This is a genomic window from Thermoanaerobacterium xylanolyticum LX-11 (assembly GCF_000189775.2).
In the GTDB taxonomy this organism is placed as follows: domain Bacteria; phylum Bacillota; class Thermoanaerobacteria; order Thermoanaerobacterales; family Thermoanaerobacteraceae; genus Thermoanaerobacterium; species Thermoanaerobacterium thermosulfurigenes.
This window is the reverse complement of record NC_015555.1, coordinates 2,066,466-2,087,051: the sequence shown is the minus strand read 5'-3', so window position 1 is coordinate 2,087,051 and position 20,586 is coordinate 2,066,466. Positions and strand designations below refer to the sequence as shown.

Genomic DNA, 20,586 nt, shown 5'->3' with positions numbered 1-20,586 from the left:
ATGGTATAATATTAGTATTAAATATTTTTTGAGGGGATATGTTATGGAGAACAATACACAACTTAGGCGTAGTGATAGAAATAAAAAGAAAAAAAGCAAAAAAAGCGCCTTTAAGAAAGTATTCAATGTTGTGCTGTGGGGTGTCATTATACTGCTTTTAGCAGGCATTGGTGTTGTTGGCGGTAAAGTTTTAGCTATAATAAAAAACACGCCTCCACTGTCGCAGGATGCCTTGACGAAGATGAAACAGTCGTCCATAGTGTACGCTAAAAACAGCGATGGAAGCTGGAGCCAAGCTGCGATTTTACATGGTTCTGACAACAGACTTTGGGTTTCTATAGATAAAATTCCTGAAAATTTACAAAATGCCGTTGTGGCCATAGAAGACCAGAGGTTTTACAAGAATAATTTAGGCATTGATCCTAAGAGGATAATTGGTGCATTTTTGGTTGATATAAAGGCTGGTGGCAAACCTGTGGAAGGTGCCAGCACTATAACACAGCAGCTTGTTAAAAATACCATGCTTACAGATGAAAAGACATTGACGAGAAAGATTCAAGAGGCTGTACTGGCATGGCAATTAGAGCAAAAGTACACGAAAAAGCAGATACTTGAAGCGTATCTTAATACCATTTATTTAGGTGGTCCACATATAAATGCGTACGGTGTTCAAGCGGCAGCGCTACAGTATTTTGGCAAGGATGTAAGTCAGTTGGATCTTGCAGAATGTGCTATGCTGGCAGGTATTACTAATAATCCCTCTATGTACTCACCTGATTCCAATATACAGCAAGCGACGGAGAGGCAGCACCTTGTTTTGAGTGAAATGCTGAAACAGGGTTTTATCACTCAAGAACAGTACAATGCTGCAATAAATGAAAAGCTGCATTTTGTTTTCAAGAATCTCAATTTGTCTACGTACAGTCACGGTTATTTTATAGATCAAGTCATAAACGATGCTACAGATGCTCTTGTCAAAAAACTTGGCATGACTAAATCAGAAGCATTGAATGAAATATACAATGGTGGTCTTAGGATATATTCAACAATGGATCCAAACATACAGACGATAATGGAAAATGCGTTTAAAAATCCAAAGCTTTTCCCTGTAGATCCAACTACAAAAGAGGCTGTACAGGGTGCTATGGTAGTGATAGATTGGAAAACTGGAGAAATTAAGGGTATTGTAGGTGGTAGAAATACAAATGACTTTAAATATGTCACAAGAGGTATAAGCTTTGCTGATTCAAAAAGACAGCCAGGGTCATCAATAAAGCCTTTGACTGTGTATGGACCTGCACTGCAAAGCGGTCTTACCGCTGCTACAGTTGTAGACGACGTTCCTACCACATTTACACTTCCTGGTGCAAAGCCGTACACGCCTCATAACTATGAAAGCAATTATTACCATGGTTTAGTGACATTAAGGGAAGCTATAACAGATTCGTTGAATGTGCCTGCTGTTCAGGTTGTCAACAAAATAGGCATAAATGTCTCTGCAAGTTACGGGAAAAAATTTGGACTTGACATAACTAAAAACGATATGTACCTTCCAGCTCTGGCATTGGGCGGTTTAAGTCAAGGCATCACGCCTATACAAGAAGCGGCTGCTTACGGGGCAATTGCCAATAAAGGAATGTATATAAGTCCGATTACTTTTACAAAGATTACAGACTCTACAGGAAAAGTATTGGTAGACAATAAACCTGAAGAACATGTGGTGTTAAGTGAGCAAAATGCTTATATATTGAGAAGCATGATGATGGATGTTGTAGACCATGGTACAGGTACTGCTGCCAAGCTTTCTAATATGGATGTGGCAGGTAAGACAGGCACATCTGAGAATTCAGGCAACATTTGGTTCTCAGGTTTTACGCCATATTATGTTGGTACTGTATGGATGGGTTATCCGTCATCAAATAATCCTGTGAAAAATTACGGTGTGCCGCAGGTAGGAGGTACTTTCCCGGCTCAGATGTGGAGGACTGTCATGGCACAAATACATCAAAATCTTCCACCAACACATTTTACAGACAAACCATCGGGAATAGTATATGAGACTGTCTGCAAAGATTCCGGAGAATTGCCGACGGATTTGTGCAGAGAAGATCCGAGAGGGGACAGGACATATACTGAGATGTTTGCTGCAGGTACACAGCCTACGGAGTATTGCACTGTTCACGTATCAGCCCAGATAGATACATTGACAGGGAAACTGGCATCTTCCTGGACACCGCCTTTCCTCGTGAAACAAGAAGTGTTTATCAATCCTCCAGGTAGGACACCTGAGCAGAATGCATACGCCGCCGACGGCAAATACGTATTGCCTACACAGTCAGACAGTGGAAGCGATGTATTGCCGGGAAATAATCAGAATGACAACGGAGCACAAACTGGAAATCCATCGACAAATAGTGGCGATACTACTGCTCCGACAAATGGCACGGAACCGGGAAATACATCTGAAAACACTGGACAAAGTAACACATCCGGTAATGGCGGGCAAAGCAATAGTAGCAGTACAAATAGCAGTAATACTAATGGCAGTGGGCAAGGAAATTCTACCACAAATCAAAAGGGAATTGGAAATATAATAAACTCTATACTTGGGCACTAAATCATAACCACTGTACTTAGTAGTAAAAAAATGTGGTATTCGCACATCTATTTTGTGCATGCCGTTTCATCTCGTTTATTAGCCATTAAATCACCTTTCCTTTTGTTATATAGTAGCTTGAACAACTCTATAATAACGGAAAGGTGATTTTTTTGTACAACTTCTGTCTCGCACCTGTATAGTAGGTGTTTTTTATTTCGCTCGCTTTGGAGGCTAAAGTAATTTCCCTATTGTGAATAATGTATCAACTCATAGGAAAAAATTATTGAAGGAATATTGAGATGTCTGTAGAAATATATAGTTAGGGGGCGAATATTATGAAAAGTATGGATTACTTAAAAGAGCTTTCAAGGTTTGAACACCGTGGTTCAGCCACAAAGAATGAAAGAAAGGCAGCAGATTACATCGCAGAGAAGCTTAAAAGTTTAGGCTATGATGTTGGTGTACAGGAATTTAAAACAACACGAGACAATCTTTACATTTTGCCTCTCCAGTTTGGGATTCTTCTTTTCATCATGGGTGCTGCATCGTTTGTATACGATAAATTTTTAAATATTGTGGAGCTTTTAATTTCCATTGTTGCAGTATTTTTGTTGGTTTTAGAGCTAAGCGGCAGGTCTTTTGAAACCAGCATAATGCCCAAACACAGATCCAAAAACGTATTCACGAAATTTGAGAAAAACGACAAAAAGAAGGTAATCATATCTGCCCACATTGATACACAAAAAGGCAGTCTAATGTTCAGTCCTAAAATTGTTGGAAGATTAAAAATGATTTTTAACGTTGGCTATGTGGGATTTGCTTTGATACCACTGGGTATCGCATTTAAAATAATGGATATTTCTTTTGTATCAAATGTTTTATTGGGATTAGGCATACTAATAACATTTGCAATGGTTGTGTTTTTGCTTATATGTCAGTTAGGTGGAAAGTACACAAATGGTGCTAATGACAATGGTTCTGGTGTATCTTTGGCATTAGCGATTGCAGATCATTATGCAAATAATAAAGATAAGTTTCCTGATGATGTGCAACTGGTTTTCCTCTTTACAGGCAGCGAAGAGACTGGCGAAAGGGGAATGAAATATTTCTTGAAGAAGTATAAGAGGTTATTAGACAGGGATGCGCAGTTTGTAATACTTGATAACCTTGGAGCAGGCAAACTGACATACCTTGAAGGAGAAGGAATGATCATATACAGGAAAGCGGGCAAAATGCTTTTAGACGTTGCAGATCTTATGGCAAAAGAGTACCCCAAAAATACGGTTCAGAGGAGAAAAAATCTGCTTTTGCCCACAGATGCACTGCCTGTCTTAGCAAGTGGATTCGATGCTATAGCGTTTTTATCCATGGATGAAGACGGATCTATAAAAAATTATCATTGGTTTACAGATACTATAGAAAACGTGGATTCAAAGCTTTTAAGATATGAAGAAAGCTTTTTGATAGAATATATCTTAAGGGTTTCAAATAAGATGACCGATTTAAAAAACGTTGAAGCAATTGAGTAGGAGTAGGGATATACCTACTCCTTTGATTTATTGAAATAGCCTGTCAAGATGAATATTAAAAATATGGATAGTATTCCACCGATTATAGCGGTAGCTAATTGTGGAAATGTAAAGGCTGCTGCAATTTTTTGAGGTACTTTTACGCCAAACATTACGAGAATGTACTTTACAGAAGCTGCCAGCCATAAAAACTTTACAACTGAACCTGTTATCATGCCTATGATGTTGTTTTTAATAGCCGAGAAAAACATCACATAAAGTGCATTGCCAACCATTATAAATGGTATAAGCATTGGAAATCCCATAAGTCCTACTAAAAAAGCGATGATTGGCGTCAAAAGCCCTATTGTGATGCCAGACCAGACACCTACAAAGTAAGCCGATACAATAAGCATCGCATTTACGATTGAGCCTGTTACAAGCTGTGGCATCTTGATAAATTGTGCGATTATAGTCAATGCCAGCAAAATAGCGGTTCTTGTTATAAATTTTGCGTCAAATTTTTTGGGTGATGTGCCATTTACCATAATATCACCTCCAACATCAATCTATTAAACTATATTTTAACACTATAGTTTAATGCTGTTAAGCGATTATCAATAAAGTATTAAAAACATTAATTATGTATTAAATCTCCCTTAAAGTCATTGACGAAAGGCATTGCATAAGGTTATCATTTGTGTGGGGGAATAAATAAAAAATTGGAGGATTGATTATGAAAAAATACGGCTTATTGATAGCACTTGTTGTTGCTGTATCGATTTTTGCCGGATACCTGCTTTACAATAATTCTAATATAGCACAAAGAAGAAATCAAGAATCGCAAAGCCAAAAAACTGCAACAAATGATAATTCAACTTCTGATAATAATGCAAAAGATGAAAATAAGAGTAGCAATGATAGTAATAATGGCAATAGTGATAAACAAGATCACAATCCTGTTGTAGACAATCGCAACGTTGATTTGATAAATCAGATAGTAAGCCTTGCTAAACAAGGTAAAGTAATAAACTGCGATTTTGTAACAGGTAAAACTACTATAGATGATATAGAAAAGGTGTATGGAAACTCTGACAAGCAAGAGTATATTTCATCTGCAAAGGGAACTTATACGACTTTTACAAAGAAGTATCTTGTATTTGGATTTAATAAAGGAATGCAGGTTTTTGAGACAAGGTCATTTGATCCAAGATTACAAGCTATTTCAAGAAGTGATATTGAAAATGTATTGGGAAAAGCCCCATATAAAGCCTCTATAAGCGGCACTCCAAGCCAAACTGTTTTAGGCTATACGATGAATTCTGATTACAAGCTTGAATTTGTCATATCATATACGACAAATCTTGTTGACCATGTAAATGTGCTGTATCCTGCGGCAACAGCTAATTCTATGGCAGGTGATCCAGGCCGCCAATGGTGATTTATCATATTGCATTTTAAGAGCATTTGTAATAAAATATTGATAAATATATATTGTTAATGCAATGATGTGGAGTAGTAGGCTAAGACTTTTTCAGAGAGCCTTATGACGGTGGGAAAGGGCATTGTGTTAGCTGAACTCGCCATTGAGCATGCATATTAAAAGTATGCACGGCTGTACCGTTATATGAAATAAGTGGGCTTGCGTCAAAAAGAGTGGTACCACGGAAGCGTAGCTTTCGTCTCTTTGTGATGTGAAGCCTTTTTTATGCAAAAAATATTAATAGGAGTGAGAAGATGGCTTATTCAAGGGATATTGATAAAAAATGGCAAAAGAAGTGGGAAGATACAAAACTATACAAGTTTAATCCGGAAAACATTGATAAGAAGCTGTACTGTCTTGAGATGTTTTCGTATCCATCAGGTGCAAAGTTACATGCAGGACATTGGTATAATTATGGGCCTGCTGATTCATGGGCAAGGATGAAAAGGATGCAAGGCTATGAAGTTTTTCATCCAATGGGTTTTGATGCGTTTGGATTGCCGGCAGAAAACTATGCCATAAAGACAGGCATACATCCACAGGATTCTACCCTTCAAAACATAAAGACAATGGAAAGACAGCTAAGAGAGATGGGTGCCACATTTGATTGGGATTATGAGGTTATAACCTGCTTGCCTGACTACTATAAGTGGACACAATGGGTTTTCTTACAACTGTACAAGAAAGGTTTGGCTTATAGAAAAAAGGCTCCTGTCAATTGGTGTCCAAGCTGCAAGACAGTCCTTGCAAATGAGCAAGTTGTAGAAGGTACTTGTGAAAGATGTGGCTCTGAAGTCACTAAAAAAGATTTGACTCAGTGGTTTTTAAAGATAACCGATTATGCAGAAGAACTTTTAAATAAGCTCGATGAGCTGGACTGGCCTGAAAAAACGAAAATGATGCAGAGAAACTGGATAGGAAAATCAGACGGTGCCGAGATAGAGTTTAAAGTCGATGGCAAAGACATATCGTTTAAAGTTTTTACAACAAGAGCTGACACGCTATACGGTGTTACATACGTAGTCTTGGCTCCAGAAAATGAGATAGTAGATCTCATAACGACAGATGAGCATAGAAGAAATGTAGAAGATTATAAAGAATACGCCAGAAAGCAAAGCGAGATAGAGAGGCTTTCAACGGAAAAAGAGAAGACAGGCGTATTTACAGGAGCGTACGCTATTCATCCTATTACAAGTGAGAGAGTGCCTATATGGATATCTGATTACGTTCTTGCAACATACGGGACAGGCTGTGTAATGGCAGTACCTGCCCATGACGAGAGAGATTATTCATTTGCTAAGAAGTACGACTTGCCAATAAAGAGAGTTATCAAGGGGAAAGATGGAGTAGATGACTCACTGCCATTTGTTGAATACGGTATTCTTGTTGATAGCGGTGATTTCACAGGAAGCAAATCTGAAGATGCAAGGATAGAGATAGTGAAGATGCTTGAGAAAGAAGGCAAAGGAGCGCTTAAGGTAAACTACAGGCTTAGAGATTGGCTTGTATCAAGGCAAAGGTATTGGGGTGCTCCTATACCAATAATACACTGCGACAAGTGCGGATTAGTTCCTGTGCCTGAAGAAGATTTGCCAGTATTATTGCCTTACAATGTGGAGTTTTCTCCAGATGGAGAGTCGCCGCTTAAGAAATCTGAGGAATTTATGAATACCACTTGCCCTAAATGCGGTGGTAAAGCATTGAGAGATCCTGATACACTTGACACATTTGTGGATTCATCGTGGTACTTCTTAAGGTATCCTGACAACAAAAATGACAAAGAGCCTTTCAACAAAGAGCTAATTGACAAGATGCTTCCGGTTGACAAATATATAGGCGGTGCTGAACACGCATGTATGCACCTTTTGTATGCCAGATTTGTCACTAAGGCATTGAGGGACTTAGGGTATCTTGATTTTGATGAGCCTTTTAAATCTCTCATACATCAAGGAATAATATTGGGACCTGATGGAAACAAGATGAGCAAATCAAGGGGCAATACAATATCACCGGATGAGTACATCAATGAATATGGCTCAGATGTATTTAGGATGTACTTGATGTTTGGATTTGCCTTTACAGAAGGCGGTCCGTGGAATGATGATGGTATAAAGGCTATGTCCCGCTTCATACAGAGAATTGAAAGGCTTGTAGATAAATTCATAGAGGAAAAGGGTAAAGCTGGCAAAGATGAGATTTCAAAAGATGAGAAAGAACTTAACTATGTAAGAAATTATGCCATAAAGAGCGTTACAGAAGATGCTGAAAAGTTCCAGTTTAATACTGCTATAGCAAGGATAATGGAGCTTGTAAATGCCCTTTATAAATATGACGCTGAAATAGAAATCAAAAACACAAAATTGTACGAGGAAACTATTGCAGATCTTGTAAGGCTTTTGGCGCCTTTTGCACCGCACTTTGCAGAAGAAATGTGGGAGAGATTGGGATACAGCTATTCTGTTTTTAATCAAAAATGGCCAGAGTACGATGAAAAAGCTTTAGTCAAAGATGTTGTTGAGATAGCAATACAAGTCAACGGTAAGGTAAGAGGACGCCTTGAAGTTTCTCCAGATGCAAGTGAGAAGGAAATTCAAGATGCTGCGATTTCAGCAGAAAGTATAAAACAATACATAGACGGCAAAGAAATAGTTAAAGTTGTGGTTGTAAAGGGTAGGCTTGTGAATATAGTTGTAAAATAGGCAGTGAGGAACTGCCTATTTTTAATCTTTTTTGTCTACGCCGTTTCCGGCTTCAACTTCATCTACGATTTCATCTCTCATGCCATGGATGCTTTCAAGTCTATGGCGGTTTTTCTCTTTGATTCTTGCGATTTCTTCTGGAGAAAGTTCTTCAGCGTGCAATTTCAAGTAATCTTCAGCTTCTCTATAATTTTCTATCGTATCGTGAATCATATCCTGTAATTTTCCTACGTTATCAGAACGATCATCAGGCTTGGGAGGATTTTTGTAACGCTCTTTTTCCTCAGCCATTTCTATCACACTCCTAAAAAGTATTTTTTCAAAATTATTTTTAACTTTTATATTTAATATATGTATTGAAAAAATTAGAAAAGTTTAGGGCGATTATAGTATAATATGTTTTAGATAAAATAGTAAAAGAGGTGCTGAAAATGTATAAAGTGGAAAAGTATATGGATAAATTTGAGACGTACAGACTTTATGATTTAAAAAGCAATTCGTTTTTTGAAGTTGTGCCGGAACGTGGTGGTATAATAACAAGATATGTATGGGCTGGACAAGATATATTGTATCTTGATAAAGAAACACTGTACAATACCGAAAAGAATATACGAGGAGGAATACCGATACTTTTTCCAATCTGTGGATATCTAAAAGATGAGAAATATACGATAGATGGCAGAGAGTACAACATGAAACAGCATGGTATTGCAAGGCTTTATAAGTGGGATGTAGTTAAAACAAGTGCTGATGATTCTGCGTCGATAACATTGAAGTTTACAAGCAGCAGCGAGACAAGGGAAATATACCCTTTTGATTTTGAACTTATTTTTACATATATTCTCAAGAACGGAATGCTGACAATAGAGCAACAATATGTAAATAAGTCAGAGAAAAATATGATATTTTACTCTGGATTTCATCCGTATTTTTACATTGAAAATAAGGACAATGCTTCAATATCAGTTGATTCAGATGCATGCTACGATGCAATAGATAAAAAGCAGCTTATTTTCGATGGAGAGATTGACTTTAAAAAGACTGAGGTAAATCTTATTTTTGAGCCTAAATCAAATGAGTGCTCTATATTAGATAAAAAAAGAAGTATGAAAGTTATTCTTAAATACGATGAAGTTTTTAAATACGTAGTTGTATGGGCATTACATGATAAAGAATTTATATGTGTTGAGCCTTGGATGGCTAAGCCTAACTCCATGAACACAAAGGAAGATATTAAAAATTTAAAGCCTGGCGATGAGCTAAAAGCAGTGTTTAGTATAAGAGCGTCTATGGAATAATATTTATGATTGCGGTACATTAACGTTTTGATTCATTTGCACATAATATAATGTACCACAAGAAATATATTGAGGTGTCAAAATGAATTTGCACTATGCTTTAATAGCTTTTATTTTATTATACATCTTTATCACAGGATTTCATGACGAAGGAAATCTTATAGCTACGATTATTTCGTCAAGATCTATCGGTATAAGAAGTGCCTTTATAACAGCGTCATTAGCTCAATTTATTGGCACAGCAACATTAAGCACTACAGTTGCATCAACCATCAGTAAAGATGTGCTTAATCTTAAATACCTCACAATTGCTGGTAATGATCTGTATATCATGATATTTACAGGCTTACTTGGTGCTGTTGTTTGGAATCTCATCACGTGGTATATAGGCATGCCTTCCAGTTCTTCACACGCATTAGTTGGAGGCATGATAGGGCCTTTCATAATTAAATATGGAATTTATTCTATTAACATCTACGGAATATTACTAAAAGTCATAATTCCACTTTTTTTATCTCCTGTTTTTGGATTTTTGATAGGATATTTAGTGATGTATTTCACAAGCCGTATTTTGAGAAGTGCTGGAGTAAAGGTCAATACTGTTTTAAAAAAGCTTCAATATTTGACTCTCTTTATCTTAAATGCTGGCCAAGGCGCTAACGACGCTCAAAAAGGAATGGGACTTATATATATTTTGACGATAGGAAGTAGTCTCTCAAGAAGCAGTGAATTTCATAATATGATTAAGGTTTTGTCGGCTTTTATGATATCCTTTGGACTTCTTTTTGGAGGACTTAGAATGATTAAAAGCGTTGGAACAAGGATATACAGGGTTAAGCCATTTCATTCTTTTAATGCGCAGATATCGTCTCTATTCATAGTTATAACTGCTGCAGTTTTTGGACTGCCTACAAGTGGAACGCAGATAATCAATTCTTCTGTACTTGGTGTAGGAGCAAAAGAAAGGCCCACCGCTGTAAGGTGGCAGTTTGCAAGAAGTATGTTTGCATCTTGGATTATCACAATACCAGCATCTTTTGCGATATCTTCAATCTTATTTTTGATTTCTAAAACTATATGAAGGTGTGATACAAATTGGGATTGTTTAATTGGCTATTTTCAAAGGGCGTCGATTTTTACAAATTGTTGCAGGAACATTCTGATTTGGCTTTAAAAGGTGTTCAGGCATTGGCTCTATATATGACTACTGGTAAATATGACGACGGTGAGAAAGTTATAATCATAGAGAAAGAGGCTGATAAGAAAAGAAAAGAGTTAATCGATGAACTTGATAGCACATTTATAACACCTATTGAAAGAGAGGATATATACGAGCTATCAAGTGCCATTGACAACATACTTGATTACTGCGAGACGACGGTAAAAGAAATGGAGATATATGAGCTTAGTCCGACAGTGGAGCTTAGGGAAATGGTGGATGTCATATTGAGAGGTACAGAGCTTATAGATAAAAGTGTTTATAATCTCGATAAAGATAAAAAATCAGCAATGGATTACGCCCTAAAAGCTAAAAAACTTGAAAATGAGATGGAGTCATATTACAGAAAGTATTTAGCAGAGCTTTTAAAGAATGATGATATAAAATACATTTTAAAAATGCGGGAGATATACAGACATTTAAGCAATTGCGCCGATAAGATGGACTTGGCAGGAGAGATATTAGGCCATATCCTTGTGAAAGAAATATGAATTTTGGGTAAGGCATTCTGTTGGTGTTGATAGCGACTGGAAGTGGACGTATATAGAGAAGCACTGATAAAAAGGCATTCCACAATGTGGAATGCCTTTTACTTAAGTTTCTTTTCATAATTTCTGTATATTAAAAAGCCTATTATCAAGAAAAGAAGTGTTCCTCCGACTAATTTGACTTCATACCATAGAAGGCTTCCTAAATTCATGCCTGCAGGTGGAATGATAGAAAGGATTATTGAGAACAACACAACCAAGAAGCCTATTCCGCCAACAAGCCAAGCTCCAAAATTTCCAAATGGGACTTTGTACAGCCTTTTGACATCAGGCTTTTTATACCTTAAGACGATTAGTGCAGAAAACATCACAAGGTATGGTATAAAGTAGAGTATCGATGTCATGGCGGACAAAAGCCAATATGCTGACTCCACGGTAGGAGTCGAGAAAGCCATAAGTATCAGTAAACTTACGATAATTGCTTGTGTAATCATGGCATTTACAGGTGTCCCATATTTATCGTGGGACTTTGTGAAGAATTGTGGCATAATGCCTTTTGAGCTTGTAAAGATCATGTTTATAGGGCCTATTATCCATGCATTTATGCCGCCAATGCCTCCTATGAATATCAAAAATGCAGCGACGCCTATTAAATATTTTAAGCCGATTTTGTTGAATATGATTTGTATTGCTTGCATTATCCCCGTTGCCAAGCCTATTTCCTTCTGAGGAACTATGAAGGTTATAGAGATGGTGCCAAGGATGTACAATGCTGGTATGATGAAAGCAGATAAAACTATTGCTCTTGGAAAAGTCCTTTCAGGATTTTCTGTTCTTTCTGCCAGTGTCGGTGCTAATTCAAGCCCTGCGTAAGCAAATATCATGGATGAAAAGAAGACGATATTGCTTAAACTTGACAGATTAGGGAAAAGCGATGAAACCGTGTATGTGGCTTGAATTTTCTGGTGAATCCCAGTAACCCAGTATATAGAAAAACCGATAAGAAGTATTCCTGGTATTATTGTTCCAAAAAGGCCACCTGCATTTGAAAGCCATTTGCTTAAACTAAGACCATTGATATTTACAAGCGTTATTATCCAAAAAAGTACAAATATAAATATGGATACAAATCGGTCGTTATCAGCAAGCTTAGGATTCACCATGTAAGCAGCAGTGCTGGCGATGTATATAAGCATAGACGGGTAGTATACCACATTGGTAAGCCAATACGACCATGACGTTAAAAAGCCGTATTTGTCGCCAAATGCTTCCTTTGCCCATACGTACAAGCCACCTTCATAAGGCCATCCTGTAGATAGTTCAGCTACCGCAAGTCCTTGAGGTATGAAAAACAAAATAGAAGCTAAGATCCAAAGCATTACAGAAGATGCTCCATATTTTGCGGCAAGTGGAAGCCATCTTAAACCTATGATTGCAACTACATTCATAAGGACGATGTCACGCACTTTAAGAATCTTTTCTTTTTCCACAATTTTGCCTCCTTAAAATTTTTTAATTAGCAAAATAATTTTATCATAGAAATATATCTATGTATATATTCTACAGAAAAAAGAATCTTATAAATCCTGTTTAAAACTTCTAGAAAGTGTTTTGATGTGTATTATAATATGATATAATAACCTCGTAGGAGGTATTTTTTTATGAAGAGAATTGATAAAGTTTACGAGAAACTTAAAGAAATATGCCTAAGACAGCTAAAAAACGATGGTATGATAACAGGATGCTCTGCAATTGATTTATCTAACGAGCTTAATATTCATAGAGCAAATGTGTCAAGCGATCTAAATAAAATGTACAAGGACGGCAAGATAGATAAAATCGAAGGGAAGCCTGTTTTATTCAGCATAAGACAAGCTGAATTAGCTAAAAATCTTAATACAGTAGAAGAAGATGCTTTTAAAAAGATAATTGGTTCAAATCTAAGCCTTAAAAATGCGGTTCAACAAGCGAAAGCGGCTATCATGTATCCACCACATGGACTTCATACATTAATATTAGGTGAGACGGGCACTGGTAAGTCAATGTTTGCGGAGACAATGTACGAATATGCCAAAGAGATAGGAAGGATCAAGACGAATGCTCCGTTTGTAACCTTTAACTGTGCTGATTATGCCAACAATCCGCAGCTTCTCATGGCACAACTATTTGGAGTGAAAAAAGGAGCGTACACTGGTGCAGATAAAGATAAGATAGGGATAGTAGAAAAAGCGGACAAAGGAATACTATTCCTCGACGAAGTCCACAGACTGCCACCAGAAGGACAAGAGATGCTTTTTTATCTTATAGATAAAGGAATGTTTAGACACTTAGGCGAAACAGACGTACAGCATAAAGTAGATGTACTTATAATATGTGCCACTACAGAAAATGTGGAATCAATACTCCTTAAGACTTTTACACGACGAATTCCGATGGTGATAAATTTGCCATCGTTAAAAGAAAGGACTTATGAAGAGAGATTTGAAATAATAAAAAATTTTATGATTGATGAGGCATCTATAATCAAAAACGACATATCAATAACATCAAACGCATTGAAGGCATTTCTGCTTTATGATTGCCCAAACAACATAGGACAGTTAAAAAGCGACATAAAACTTTGTGCGGCAAAGGCATACCTTGGATTCATGATGAATAGAGACAGGGAAGTAGTAATACATACAGAGGATCTTCCACAATATATAAAGAGAGGGCTTTTCAAATACAAAGAGGAAAAAGATAAAATTGATAAATTTGTAAAAGACGACAAAATAATGTTTTCAATAGACAAAATGGACATTATCGCATCTGAAGATAGTAAATCATTTAACTTTTACGAAGCACTGGAAGAAAAGCGTAAATCTCTGGAGAAAAAAGGTATAAATGAAGATGACATAAAACTCATAATGAATCTTGATATAGAAACGTATCTGAAAAGATATATTGATGAAGCCAAAAGATATAATTTAGAAGAGCTTTATAAAGTTGTCGACAAGAGAATTGTTGATATTGTGGATAATTTTCTGAATCATGCAGGAAAAATGTTAAAAAGAGAGTTTAGTGAAAAGACACTGTACGGACTTTCTATGCACGTTGCCAGCTCAATCGAAAGGATATCAAGCGGCAAGAAAATAGAAAACCATCAATTAGACGACATAAAAAGGATATACAAGGATGAGTTTGAAGTTTCTAAAGAGCTTAAAAAATTGATAGAGAGAGAATTTGACATAGAGGTTCCAGAAGATGAAGTAGGCTTTATAACCATGTTTTTGTGCCTTGACATAAAACAAGAAAAAGACGAAGAAAAGGTTAGCGTCATAGTCGCGATGCATGGTGAGTCCACGGCTACATCAATAGCAGATGTGTCAAATAGATTGTTGGGGGACAATTTTGTCGTAGGATACAATATGCCACTTGACCAGAAACCTGAAATAGCCCTTAATAATCTTTGCGATTTAATCAAAAAGACAAATAAGGGAAAAGGTGTACTGCTATTAGTAGACATGGGATCATTGGTATTCTTTGGTGATATGGTATACGAAAAAACAGGCATTCCGGTTAAAACGGTTGAAATGGCATCAACACCTATGGTATTAGAAGCAGGAAGAAAAGCATTATTAAATGCATCACTTGATGAAGTTTACGATTCTGCAGTTAATTTGAGCCCTTATATAGGGAGAATATATAAGGACAACTTTGAGATGCAAAACGGATTTAAAAATGATGTCATAATAACTGCCTGCATTACAGGTGAAGGTACTGCATTGAAATTAAAATCAATCTTAGAGAAAAAGCTCAATCTAAAATCAGCAGGAATCGACATCATACCTTTAAATATAGAGGATAAAAGAGAGTTTAAGCGAAAGCTGCAGAATATAAAAAGAGAAAAGAATGTATTAGCCGTAGTAAGCGCATTTGACCCAGGCGATGATACACTTAAATACATTTCACCTACAGATGTGTTTGACAATCGTAAATTAAGTTCTTTAAAAGTTATGATTGATTCAAAAGATGCACTTGAAACCATAGACAATATGAAAGAGATAATCGCAGAAAACGTAAATATTGATGCGGGAAAATACATCAATGCGTTTAAAGAATTTTATCTAAATATAGCAGAAAACAATGTAACTCTCGACAACGACAAAATAATCGGTCTAATACTTCATCTTGCTTGTGCAATAGAACGTGTATTAAATAGCGGTGAATTAATACGGATCAAAAACTGTAAAACAATCATAGAAAATAATACATCAAAATACGAAATGATAAAAACTGCTGTAAAACCAGTAAATGAAGCCTTTAATGTGACTTTATCAGACGATGAATGCGTCAGCATAATGAAAATAATTTATTCGCTTTAATACACATATGTGTATTGATTACGGTTACAAATGATACAAATTAATACACGTATTTCAACGATATAAGAAGTCGTGAAATTCAGGCTTTTGTTATTCGAAATTACTTTGGCACGGTATTTGCATTATCTATAAGCAGAGAATTAAATTGGAGGTGAAACAAAATTAAATGAAAATAGTATTAGTCTGTTCAGCAGGGATGTCGACAAGTTTACTTGTAAAAAAGATGAGAGATGCAGCAGTCAAAAAAGGTGTAGAAGTTGAGATTGAAGCTTATGCCGAAGCTGATTTAAAACGAAACTTAGAAAATGTAGACGTTATATTGATTGGGCCACAAGTAAGATATTTGCTTGAAAAAATCAAGCAAATCGCTGAACCAAAAGGCATTGTTGCTGATGTAATTGACTCGAAGCTTTACGGCAAAGTTGACGGTGAAGGAGTTTTGGATAAAGCTTTAAGCATCTTAAAAAAGTAGAGGAATAATTTAATATTTATAAACAGGAGGAGTGTAATGTGAAAAAGATTATGGATTTTTTGGAGAAATATTTTGTTCCCGTTGCTGCGAGGTTTGGCTCAGAAAGACATTTAGTTGCCATTCGTGATGGATTTGCAATGATAATGCCTCTTATACTTGCCGGTGCATTTGCAGTTTTGATAAACAATTTGCCAATACAAGCATATCAGAATTTTATGGTTGGAATATTTGGTAAATCATGGACAACATTTGGCGGTAATTTGTGGAACGGTACTTTTGCGGTAATGTCGATTATAGTTGTTGTATCAATAAGTTATAATTTGGCGTTGTCGTACGAGTCAAATGGAATAGGTGCTGGATTAGTATCATTTGCATCTTTATTGATGCTGTATACATCATCAGCTAAAGATTGGGCAATACCATATGCATTTTTGGGAGCGCAAGGATTATTTGTATCGATAATTGTAGCTCTTATTTCTACAGAAATATTTGTACGCTTATTGGGAAATCCAAAATTAGTTATAAAAATGCCTGAAGGAGTGCCACCTGCTGTTGCAAAATCTTTTGCTGCGTTACTGCCATCCTTGATAGTATTATCTATTTGGGCGTTGTTTAAATCAATAACAGTGGCGTTAGGTTTAACAGACATTCATCAGGCTATATTTAATGCAATTCAAGCACCATTAGTTGGCTTGGCTGATACATTAGGTTCTGCGATTGTAGTTGCATTTCTAATACATTTTTTATGGTTCTTTGGATTACATGGTACAAATATATTAGCGCCAATATTAAATGCAGTTTATTTACCTGCTATAAATGATAATATAGCTGCATTCAAGGCAGGAAAAGCTATTCCACATATAGTAACAACGCCATTTTTTGACGCATTTGTTCATTTAGGTGGTGCTGGTACAACAATTGGATTAATTATAGCTATTTATATTGCATCAAGAAGAAAGAAAAAGAGAAGTGAGATGCAGAATGTAGCGAATTTAGCTATTGCACCTGGAATATTCAATATTAACGAACCGATGATTTTTGGCATGCCTTTAGTTTTAAATCCAATATTTTTTATACCATTTATTTTGACACCAGTTGTTCTAACAATTATTAGCTATTTTGCCATAGCAATTGGTTTAGTACCAAGGACTATTGCTATGATGCCTTGGACTACACCACCTATAATAGGAGGTTTTTTGGTAACAGGCTCGATTAGAGGTGCTCTACTTGCATTAGTGAATTTAATTATAAGCGTAGTAATATATTTACCTTTTGTATTAGTGGCAGAAAAAATTGAAGAAAAAAATGATAGAGTAAATAAAGAAGCATTAGCTGAAGAAAAAATTAGATAGACATTAATTGTGATTGTATAATGGCGTGATAGGCAACGAACACATGATTATCGGTCTTTTAAAAGTTTTTGCTTATCATGCCATGTCACTATTAACAATTTATTAAAATTAAAATTGAGGTGTATTATATTGAAAAGATTAGGTGTTTCAGTTTATTTAAATAGTAATAGTTTGGAAGAAAATATACAGTATATTAATTTAGCATCAAAATACGGATTTGAATTAGTATTTACGACTTTAATCTCTATAAATAATAATTTTGATAAGTATTACAATGATTTTATTAGCTTAGTAAAATATTCTAACGATATTGGGATGAAAGTAATAGCAGACGTAGAACCTGAAATATTAAAAAAATTAAACATTTCTTATACAGATCTAACAAAATTATCTGATATTGGTCTTTACGGAGTAAGACTCGATTTAGGATACAGTGGCTTGGAAGAATCAATAATGACATTTAATAATCATGGGCTAAAAATTGTTTTAAATATGAGCAATGGTACAGATTATATTGAGAATATTTTATCGTATAATTCAAATAAAGATAATATACTTGGATGTCATAATTTTTATCCTCATAAATACACGGGTTTAAGTTACGATCACTTTTATAAATGCAGCTACAAGTTTAAGAATTTGGGGATAAAGACTGCTGCCTTTATCAGTTCAAATGATGCGACTTTTGGACCATGGCCTATTTCAGAGGGGTTATGTACATTAGAAATGCACAGAGATATTCCCATAGATATTCAAGCAAAACATTTATTTGCTACAGGATTAATAGATGATGTTATTATTGCTAATGCATTTGCATCCGAAAGTGAATTAAAAAAGCTTAGTCAAATAAACAAAGATATATTAGAATTTAGAGTGAGCTTAGTTGATAACATAACGTCTATAGATAAAAAAATAGTATTGGAAGAATTTCATTTTGTTAGAGGTGATATTTCGGAATACTTATTGAGATCTACTCAAAGCAGAGTCAAATATAAAGATCATAAATTTTTACCATATAATGTAACGGATATTAAAAGAGGAGATATATTAATAGACACTTATTTATATCAAAATTATGCAGGAGAATTACAAATAGCGCTAAAAGACATTAAAAATACAGGCAAGACAAACGTTGTGGGTAGAATCGATGAAAAAGAAATATTTTTATTGGATTATTTAAAACCATGGTCAAAGTTTAGTTTTGTAGAAGACAAATAGTCATTATAGTTTAGGAGGCAAAATAATGGAATTAGAAGAGGTTGTATTTCAAATTATATTAAATGCAGGTAATGCTAAAAGCGATTGTTTTGAGGCGCTGAAAAGTGCTAAAGATGGTGATTTTAAATCGGCGGAAAATTATATTAATAAGGCCGAAGAAGAAATTATTAAAGCTCATAATATACAAACAAGTATGTTACAAAAAGAGGCCAATGGTGACCATCAAAATGTGACACTTCTATTGATGCACGCAGAAGATCATATGATGTCTGCGATTTTGGCGAAGGATCTGATTACTGAGATGATCGATTTGTATAAATTGATTTATTCTGGAAAAGGTGTAAAATAACCGTAGTATCAAAAATAACTACGGGAAGGAGAGTTCTTTAAATGTCTAAAAGAGGTTTGAAAATAGCTACCATAGGGGGTGGGTCTAGCTATACACCTGAATTGGTGGAGGGTTTTATAAAAAGGTATGATGAGCTGCCTGTGAAAGATTTATACCTTGTGGATATTGAGGAAGGAAAAGAAAAGTTAGAGATTGTAGGAAATCTTGCAAAGCGCATGGTGGAAAAGGCAGGCGTAGATATAAATATTCACCTGACTTTGAATAGGCGTGAGGCGATAAAAGATGCAGATTTTGTAACTACACAGTTTAGAGTGGGGCTTTTGGATGCTCGAATCAGAGACGAAAAAATACCTTTAAGATATGATGTGATAGGTCAGGAGACGACAGGGCCTGGAGGATTTGCGAAGGCTCAAAGGACGATACCAGTGATACTCGATATATGCAAAGACATAGAGGAATTATCTCCGAATGCGTGGCTTATAAACTTCACAAATCCTTCTGGAATCATAACAGAAACAGTTTTAAAGCATACAAATGTGAAAACAATTGGACTTTGCAATGTTCCAATAGGTATGGTATATGGTGTTGCAGAAATGCTTGATGTAGACGTAAAGCGTGTGTCAATAGATTTTGCAGGTCTTAATCATCTTGTTTGGGGAACACATGTGTATTTGGATGGAGATGACATCACAGAGAAATTGATAGATAGTTTTGCTGGTGGCAAGTCTATGTCAATGAAAAATGTGCCTGACTTACCATGGGAACCTGAGTTTATCAAATCACTTGGAATGTATCCGTGCCCATATCACAGGTATTATTATCTTGCAGATAAAATGTTAGAGGAAGAAAAGAAAGATGCGTCAACAATAGGGACAAGAGGTGAACAAGTCAAAAAACTCGAGAGAGAACTTTTTGAATTGTAGAAAGACCCAAATCTCGATGTAAAACCGTCACAACTGGAGAAAAGGGGTGGAGCCCATTATTCCGATGCTGCATGTTCATTGATAAACTCAATATACAACAATAAAAAGGACATTCATGTAGTTAATGTAAAAAACAATGGAACAATTTTAGATCTGCCTGATGATGTGGTAATAGAAACAAATGCCTTAGTAGATAGAAATGGTGCACATCCAATAAATATAGGTCATGTACCGAAAAAGATAAGAGGATTGATGCAGTCTGTAAAGGCGTATGAAGAATTGACAATAGAAGCGGGTGTGACAGGCGATTACTATACTGCACTTCAAGCTTTAACGATACATCCGCTGGTACCATCTGCGACAGTAGCTAAAAAAATCTTGGACGATATTATTAGAGAGAACATAGATTACTTGCCGCAATATAGATGAAATAAGTAAACTTTAAGCCGGGTTTTCCGGCTTTTTTTTGCAATGAAATTTTCTAGTAACCTTTTATAATTTATAGCAAATTGGAATAATTTTTTAATATTGAGAGGATTCTTAAGATAAATGTGTATAATTTTGGATAGAAGTAAATTTTGGGGTTTGTAATTGTTTTTATAAAGATATAAAAT

Annotated in this window: 15 protein-coding genes, 1 pseudogene and 1 other annotated feature; of the genes and pseudogenes, 13 read left to right on the top strand and 3 right to left on the bottom strand. The window is 35.7% G+C overall.

The window, feature by feature from the left end:
- Window positions 1-43 precede the first annotated feature (43 nt).
- Together THEXY_RS10190 and THEXY_RS10185 are read left to right on the top strand one after the other, a co-directional pair.
- Complete coding sequence (locus THEXY_RS10190) at window positions 44-2,617, top strand: transglycosylase domain-containing protein (protein ID WP_013788756.1); 2,574 nt, start codon at window positions 44-46, stop codon at window positions 2,615-2,617.
- A gap of 317 nt (window positions 2,618-2,934) precedes the next feature.
- Window positions 2,935-4,128 (top strand): M28 family peptidase, encoded by a 1,194-nt coding sequence (locus THEXY_RS10185; RefSeq protein ID WP_013788755.1) that lies wholly within the window; start codon window positions 2,935-2,937, stop codon window positions 4,126-4,128.
- Between the two features lie 14 nt (window positions 4,129-4,142).
- Here THEXY_RS10185 and THEXY_RS10180 read toward each other — a convergent pair whose 3' ends face one another.
- Window positions 4,143-4,655 (bottom strand): ECF transporter S component, encoded by a 513-nt coding sequence (locus THEXY_RS10180; protein ID WP_013788754.1) that lies wholly within the window; start codon window positions 4,653-4,655, stop codon window positions 4,143-4,145.
- A gap of 188 nt (window positions 4,656-4,843) precedes the next feature.
- Between THEXY_RS10180 and THEXY_RS12235 the strand changes: the two genes are divergently transcribed.
- Both THEXY_RS12235 and leuS read left to right on the top strand, forming a co-directional pair.
- Window positions 4,844-5,548: a YjgB family protein gene (locus tag THEXY_RS12235; protein WP_013788753.1), complete on the top strand. Its 705-nt coding sequence runs from the start codon at window positions 4,844-4,846 to the stop codon at window positions 5,546-5,548.
- 55 nt (window positions 5,549-5,603) lie between these two features.
- Window positions 5,604-5,797, top strand: a binding site (T-box leader).
- A gap of 47 nt (window positions 5,798-5,844) precedes the next feature.
- Window positions 5,845-8,289: a leucine--tRNA ligase gene (gene leuS / locus THEXY_RS10170; protein WP_013788752.1), complete on the top strand. Its 2,445-nt coding sequence runs from the start codon at window positions 5,845-5,847 to the stop codon at window positions 8,287-8,289.
- Window positions 8,290-8,310: 21 nt separating this feature from the next.
- On the opposite strand, the gene tlp is transcribed toward leuS, so the two are convergent.
- Window positions 8,311-8,580, bottom strand: a complete 270-nt coding sequence (tlp, locus tag THEXY_RS10165; RefSeq protein WP_013788751.1) for a small acid-soluble spore protein Tlp — start codon at window positions 8,578-8,580, stop codon at window positions 8,311-8,313.
- A 140-nt stretch (window positions 8,581-8,720) separates the two neighbouring features.
- On the opposite strand from tlp, the gene THEXY_RS10160 reads away from it, so the two are divergent.
- From THEXY_RS10160 to THEXY_RS10150, 3 genes are all read left to right on the top strand, one after another.
- A complete protein-coding gene (locus THEXY_RS10160; protein WP_013788750.1) occupies window positions 8,721-9,587 on the top strand; it encodes an aldose epimerase family protein in 867 nt (288 codons plus the stop codon).
- An 82-nt stretch (window positions 9,588-9,669) separates the two neighbouring features.
- Window positions 9,670-10,668, top strand: a complete 999-nt coding sequence (locus THEXY_RS10155; RefSeq protein WP_013788749.1) for an inorganic phosphate transporter — start codon at window positions 9,670-9,672, stop codon at window positions 10,666-10,668.
- A gap of 14 nt (window positions 10,669-10,682) precedes the next feature.
- Complete coding sequence (locus THEXY_RS10150; RefSeq protein WP_013788748.1) at window positions 10,683-11,297, top strand: DUF47 domain-containing protein; 615 nt, start codon at window positions 10,683-10,685, stop codon at window positions 11,295-11,297.
- 98 nt (window positions 11,298-11,395) lie between these two features.
- Here THEXY_RS10150 and THEXY_RS10145 read toward each other — a convergent pair whose 3' ends face one another.
- On the bottom strand, window positions 11,396-12,784 hold the full coding sequence (locus tag THEXY_RS10145; RefSeq protein WP_013788747.1) for an APC family permease: 1,389 nt from the start codon (window positions 12,782-12,784) through the stop codon (window positions 11,396-11,398).
- A gap of 171 nt (window positions 12,785-12,955) precedes the next feature.
- Between THEXY_RS10145 and THEXY_RS10140 the strand changes: the two genes are divergently transcribed.
- The 6 genes and pseudogenes from THEXY_RS10140 (at window position 12,956) to THEXY_RS10115 (ending at window position 20,401) form a co-directional block, all read left to right on the top strand.
- Window positions 12,956-15,658 (top strand): sigma-54-dependent transcriptional regulator, encoded by a 2,703-nt coding sequence (locus THEXY_RS10140; RefSeq protein ID WP_013788746.1) that lies wholly within the window; start codon window positions 12,956-12,958, stop codon window positions 15,656-15,658.
- Between the two features lie 166 nt (window positions 15,659-15,824).
- Window positions 15,825-16,130 (top strand): PTS sugar transporter subunit IIB, encoded by a 306-nt coding sequence (locus THEXY_RS10135; protein WP_013788745.1) that lies wholly within the window; start codon window positions 15,825-15,827, stop codon window positions 16,128-16,130.
- A 38-nt stretch (window positions 16,131-16,168) separates the two neighbouring features.
- Window positions 16,169-17,482: a PTS sugar transporter subunit IIC gene (locus tag THEXY_RS10130; protein ID WP_013788744.1), complete on the top strand. Its 1,314-nt coding sequence runs from the start codon at window positions 16,169-16,171 to the stop codon at window positions 17,480-17,482.
- A gap of 129 nt (window positions 17,483-17,611) precedes the next feature.
- The gene (locus THEXY_RS10125; RefSeq protein ID WP_013788743.1) at window positions 17,612-18,700 is read left to right on the top strand and encodes a DUF871 domain-containing protein; all 1,089 of its coding nucleotides are present in this window, start codon (window positions 17,612-17,614) and stop codon (window positions 18,698-18,700) included.
- Between the two features lie 25 nt (window positions 18,701-18,725).
- Window positions 18,726-19,049 (top strand): PTS sugar transporter subunit IIA, encoded by a 324-nt coding sequence (locus THEXY_RS10120; protein ID WP_013788742.1) that lies wholly within the window; start codon window positions 18,726-18,728, stop codon window positions 19,047-19,049.
- A gap of 41 nt (window positions 19,050-19,090) precedes the next feature.
- Window positions 19,091-20,401: pseudogene (locus tag THEXY_RS10115) on the top strand (6-phospho-beta-glucosidase).
- The last annotated feature ends 185 nt before the right edge of the window (window positions 20,402-20,586 follow it).

Excerpts from the sequence above, each read along its gene's own strand:
- THEXY_RS10190 (WP_013788756.1), top strand. The coding sequence starts at position 44 with ATGGAGAACAATACACAACTTAGGCGTAGTGATAGAAATAAAAAGAAA.
- THEXY_RS10185 (WP_013788755.1), top strand. The coding sequence starts at position 2,935 with ATGAAAAGTATGGATTACTTAAAAGAGCTTTCAAGGTTTGAACACCGT.
- THEXY_RS10180 (WP_013788754.1), bottom strand. The coding sequence starts at position 4,655 with ATGGTAAATGGCACATCACCCAAAAAATTTGACGCAAAATTTATAACA.
- THEXY_RS12235 (WP_013788753.1), top strand. The coding sequence starts at position 4,844 with ATGAAAAAATACGGCTTATTGATAGCACTTGTTGTTGCTGTATCGATT.
- leuS (WP_013788752.1), top strand. The coding sequence starts at position 5,845 with ATGGCTTATTCAAGGGATATTGATAAAAAATGGCAAAAGAAGTGGGAA.
- tlp (WP_013788751.1), bottom strand. The coding sequence starts at position 8,580 with ATGGCTGAGGAAAAAGAGCGTTACAAAAATCCTCCCAAGCCTGATGAT.
- THEXY_RS10160 (WP_013788750.1), top strand. The coding sequence starts at position 8,721 with ATGTATAAAGTGGAAAAGTATATGGATAAATTTGAGACGTACAGACTT.
- THEXY_RS10155 (WP_013788749.1), top strand. The coding sequence starts at position 9,670 with ATGAATTTGCACTATGCTTTAATAGCTTTTATTTTATTATACATCTTT.
- THEXY_RS10140 (WP_013788746.1), top strand. The coding sequence starts at position 12,956 with ATGAAGAGAATTGATAAAGTTTACGAGAAACTTAAAGAAATATGCCTA.
- THEXY_RS10135 (WP_013788745.1), top strand. The coding sequence starts at position 15,825 with ATGAAAATAGTATTAGTCTGTTCAGCAGGGATGTCGACAAGTTTACTT.
- THEXY_RS10120 (WP_013788742.1), top strand. The coding sequence starts at position 18,726 with ATGGAATTAGAAGAGGTTGTATTTCAAATTATATTAAATGCAGGTAAT.